Origin of the sequence: Polaromonas sp. (assembly GCF_030682935.1) — a bacterium.
Lineage (GTDB): Bacteria > Pseudomonadota > Gammaproteobacteria > Burkholderiales > Burkholderiaceae_C > Polaromonas.
On record NZ_JAUXNA010000240.1, the window covers coordinates 1 to 4,168 of the forward strand.

Genomic DNA, 4,168 nt, shown 5'->3' on the forward strand with positions numbered 1-4,168 from the left:
ATGATTTCCTTGGCCTTGGTGTACGCCTCCCAGCGACTGCGGGACTCCAGGTCCATGGGGCTGAGCTTCCACTGCTTGAGCGGATCGTGCATGCGGCCCAGAAAACGCAGGTTCTGCTCTTCGTCGGAAATGGAAAACCAGTACTTGATGATCTGAACGCCTGAGCTGACCAGCATTTTTTCAAGTGCCGGCACGGTACGAAAAAACTCCTCGTACTGCTCGTCGGTGCAAAAACCCATGACGCGCTCCACGCCGGCGCGGTTGTACCAGCTGCGGTCGAACAGCACGATCTCGCCCGCCGCAGGCAGGTGCGCCACGTAGCGCTGGAAGTACCACTGGGTGCGTTCGCGGTCGTTGGGCGCGGGCAGCGCCGCCACGCGGCACACGCGTGGGTTGAGGCGCTGGGTGATGCGTTTGATCACGCCGCCCTTGCCCGCGGCATCGCGCCCCTCAAACAAAATGACCACCTTGTGGCCGGTGCTGACCACCCAGTCCTGCAGCTTGACCAGTTCGCCCTGGAGGCGGAACAGCTCGCGGAAATACTGCCTGCGGTTTTCTTTGTCTTCGGGGCTGTGGGTCAGCGGCTCTTCGCCGGTCAGCTGCGCCACCGTGCGGTCTTCCAGTTCCATTTCCAGCTCTTCGTCATAGCTGTCAATCAGGTCGTGGCGAATGCGCCGCATCACTTCTTCGTCGCTTGAATTCAAGGGGTCTCTCCTGCAAAACCTGAGGTCGCCAAATGCCGCATAGACTACAGGCCTTGTGTTGCAGTTTGATGAAAATACGAACGACTTACCCCGAAACCCGCACGCCTATTCGCGAACAACCAGAACGGACAAATGCGCATGCGACAGCACCTGGGCCGTGACGCTGCCCAGTACCAGCCGTTCAAGCCCGCGCCGGCCGTGCGAACCCATGACCACCAGGTCGGCGTTCACGGACGCCGCCGCGTCAAGGATGCCGCGGTAAATCGAATGCCCCTCCACGACCGATCCGTTGACGCTGATGCCGCGCTCCTCAAAAGCCTGCTTCGCAGCCTTGATCGCTTCTTCGGCTTCGGCCGCCGCCGCACTGAGGTACTCGGCCTGGCCATAGGCAAAGTCCGCCCCCACGCCGGTAAAGGCATAAGGATCAATGACATAGACGACCGTCACCGCGCTTTTGAACGCCTCGGCAATCGCCATGGCCTTGCCGATGGCCTGGCGTGCGGTGGACGAGCCGTCTACAGGAACCAGGATGTGTTTGAACATGGAAGCGACTCCTTGAAAACCATGGCTGAATTCTCGGCAGCGTATTCCAACCCAGCCCAGCCCATTTATAAGCCAGCGCCGGGCAAATCCGCGTCAGACAGAACGCCGTGCGCATCAGGGTTCGATCTTCACACCCTTCCAGAAAGCGACATGCCCCTTGATGCTCTCCGCCCCGGATTTGGGATCGGGGTAATACCAGGCGGCATCGGTATTCATTTCTCCATCGACCAGCAGCGAGTAGTAGCTGGCCTGGCCTTTCCAGGAACATGTGGTGTGGTGGTTGCTGAAGGTCACGTAGTCGCGATTGAGCGTATTCTCGGGAAAGTAGTGGTTGCCCTCAAGCACTACCGTCTCATCGCTTTGCGCAATCACTGCGCCATTCCAGATTGCTTTCATGGGTTCCTTGCTGAAATAGTGTGAATCTTCGCATAATGCCGGGCCGTTTCGCCGACCCTGCGGTGCCAGTCGCGCTCAGTCGCGCTCGCCAGTGCATTACGCAATGACTCATTTCAAGACGCATCATGCCAACGCGCCGCTGCCTGCCGCCTAGCCCGCAGCAGCAGAACTGGCGGAGGGTGCCAGGCGCAGGGTGTTGCCCTCGACCACCACCCGGGCGCCCGACTGAACGGCACTGGCCTGCTCAATGGTTCGCAGCGAGCCGTCGTTCATGCGGACACGCATTTGGTAGCTGGTGACTTTCTTCATGTTGTGCTCGATGGCATTGCCCGCAAAAGCGCCGCCTGCCACGCCAAGTACGGTCATGGCCGTTTTGCCGCTGCCGCCGCCAACCTGATTGCCCAGCAGACCGCCGACGACACCACCGGCCACGGTGCCCAAGCCCACCGTGGTGCCGCCAACGGCGACGCCGTTGACCTGTCCCTGGCGCTGCACGGCGACCACAGATTCCACCGTGCCGCAGGTCGTGCAAATGGCAGCTTTCGGCGCCTGGGCGACTGCGACAGGGGCGCGCTTGGTCGTGGTCGCCAGTGCTTTCGCAACTGTTTTTTCCTTGCCCGGATCCGCTTTGGTGAAGGCCTCAGCCCTGACGGTTTTTTCCTTGTCCGTTTGTGCTTTGGCGACGGCTTCGGCTCCGCCGGGCTGCGCTTCAGTCCGGTTCACCACCAAAGTGGCGGCGAGTGCCATGACAGTCACGCCCATCACCGCCAGGGTGGGAATCAGCGCCTTGCTGCTGCGCAGCCGTTCGGTCAGGGTCGGCGGGGTGATGGCGTTGTTGGCTACTTGTTGATGGGCGTCCATGATGGAACTCCTTGTTGTGAATTCCGTTTGTAACCGCTCGCCAGAACGCGCCGCGTAGGAGGAGGTGACATTCGTAAGTAAAGCTTTCCAGACGGGCCAAGCAGGCGCGCTGGAGCCCTCAGGCACCCCGGCCTGATCCTCCCACAAAAAGGCTGTTCCAATAGAACGTTTAACGCGGGTCCAACGGGCCGCCACCTGAGAACAATTCCCCATGGCCATCAAAGCCACCATTCACAAAGCCCAACTGCAAATCGCCGACATGGACCGCGGCGTTTATGCCGACCACAGCGTGATCATTGCGCGCCATCCGTCCGAGACCGATGAACGCATGATGATCCGCCTGCTGGCCTTTGCGCTCAATGTGCCAGCCGACGACAAAAAGGGCAAGCTTGAATTTGCCAAAGACCTGTGGGATGTGAACGAGCCCGCCCTGTGGCACAAAGACTACACCGAAGCGGTGCTGCACTGGATTGACGTGGGCCAGCCCGACGACAAGCGCCTGATGCGCGCAGCGGGGCGCGCCGAACGCGTCAGCGTGTACAGCTTTTCCAGCAGCACGCCAGTGTGGTGGAAAGGCATTGAAAGCAAACTGACGCGCGCTGACAATCTGCTGGTGTGGCAGATTGAGGCGGCGCAAAGCCAGGCGCTGGCCAAACTGGCCGAGCGCGGCATGCAGCTGCAAGTCACGGTTCAGGACGGCACGGTGTGGATGAGCACGGCCACCGATTCGGTGGAAATCACGCCACGCAGGCTGACCGCCGGCGCCTGAAGGGGCCGCAGCGTCAGGGTGATTCGGCTGCTTTTTCCTGCTGCTGGTAGGGCGGCAGCCTGGCGCCGCAGTGCAGGCAGTAATTGGCGTCAGGTGTGTGCCCCTCGGTCAGGCACTCGTGGCAGGTGCGTGTGGTGGGCACGGGCACCTGCGCCATACGCCGCTGTGCGGCCATTTCCGCCGTGACAATGCCTGTGGGCACCGCCAGAATGCCCCAGCCGAGCAGCATCATGAAGGAAGTAATCAGCCGTCCCAAATCGGTTTTTGGCGTAATGTCGCCAAAGCCCACCGTTGTCACGGTGCTGATGGCCCAGTAAATCGAGGTTGGAATGCTGGTGTAGCCATTGTCCCGGCCCTCGACCACATACATCACCGTGCCCATGACCAAAACCAGCATCAGCACAGCCGTTAAAAACACCAGAATCTTGCGGCCGCTGGCGGCCAGTGCACGCCCCAGCGACTGGTATTCAGTCACATAGGCCGTGAGCTTGAACACCCGAAACACGCGCAGCAGCCTAAGCACGCGCACATCAATCAACGCATGGAGCCCCGGAAAAAACAGCGCCAGGTAAGTGGGCAGCAAGGCCAGCAGATCAATGAAGCCGAAAAAGCTGCCCGCATACTGCAGCGGCCGGCGCACGCACAGCAGCCGGGCGATGTATTCAGCGGTAAAAAGAAACGTAAAAACCCACTCCATCACCTGGAACATCCGGCCATGCGCCAGGTGCAGGGACTCGACGCTGTCCGCCATCACCAAGGCAATGCTGGTCAGGATGATGAAAATGAGGCTTTTGTCAAACCATCGCCCGGCACGGGTGTCGGCTTCAAAAATAATGGTGTACAGGCGCAGCCGCCAGCCAGCCAGCGGCTTTCCATGCGGGGGTTGACGGGTACT

6 protein-coding genes are annotated in these 4,168 nt (G+C 60.7%); 1 reads left to right on the top strand and 5 read right to left on the bottom strand.

Translation table 11 applies throughout. The annotated features are described in order from the left end of the window. The 4 genes from ppk2 to Q8K05_RS11170 all read right to left on the bottom strand — a co-directional run. A partial coding sequence (ppk2, locus tag Q8K05_RS11155; protein WP_305246688.1) for a polyphosphate kinase 2 occupies positions 1-680 on the bottom strand: 680 nt, incomplete at its 3' end. A 129-nt stretch (positions 681-809) separates the two neighbouring features. Next, on the bottom strand, positions 810-1,247 hold the full coding sequence (locus tag Q8K05_RS11160) for a universal stress protein (protein WP_305246684.1): 438 nt from the start codon (positions 1,245-1,247) through the stop codon (positions 810-812). Between the two features lie 114 nt (positions 1,248-1,361). Next, a complete protein-coding gene (locus Q8K05_RS11165; protein ID WP_305246685.1) occupies positions 1,362-1,643 on the bottom strand; it encodes a DUF427 domain-containing protein in 282 nt (93 codons plus the stop codon). Between the two features lie 150 nt (positions 1,644-1,793). Continuing rightward, entirely contained in the window at positions 1,794-2,504 is a 711-nt protein-coding gene (locus Q8K05_RS11170) for a glycine zipper 2TM domain-containing protein (RefSeq protein WP_305246686.1), read from the bottom strand. Positions 2,505-2,715: 211 nt separating this feature from the next. Between Q8K05_RS11170 and Q8K05_RS11175 the strand changes: the two genes are divergently transcribed. Further along, positions 2,716-3,273, top strand: a complete 558-nt coding sequence (locus Q8K05_RS11175; protein ID WP_305246687.1) for a YaeQ family protein — start codon at positions 2,716-2,718, stop codon at positions 3,271-3,273. A 13-nt stretch (positions 3,274-3,286) separates the two neighbouring features. On the opposite strand, the gene Q8K05_RS11180 is transcribed toward Q8K05_RS11175, so the two are convergent. Further along, complete coding sequence (locus Q8K05_RS11180; RefSeq protein ID WP_305246689.1) at positions 3,287-4,138, bottom strand: ion transporter; 852 nt, start codon at positions 4,136-4,138, stop codon at positions 3,287-3,289. Between the last annotated feature and the right edge of the window lie 30 nt (positions 4,139-4,168).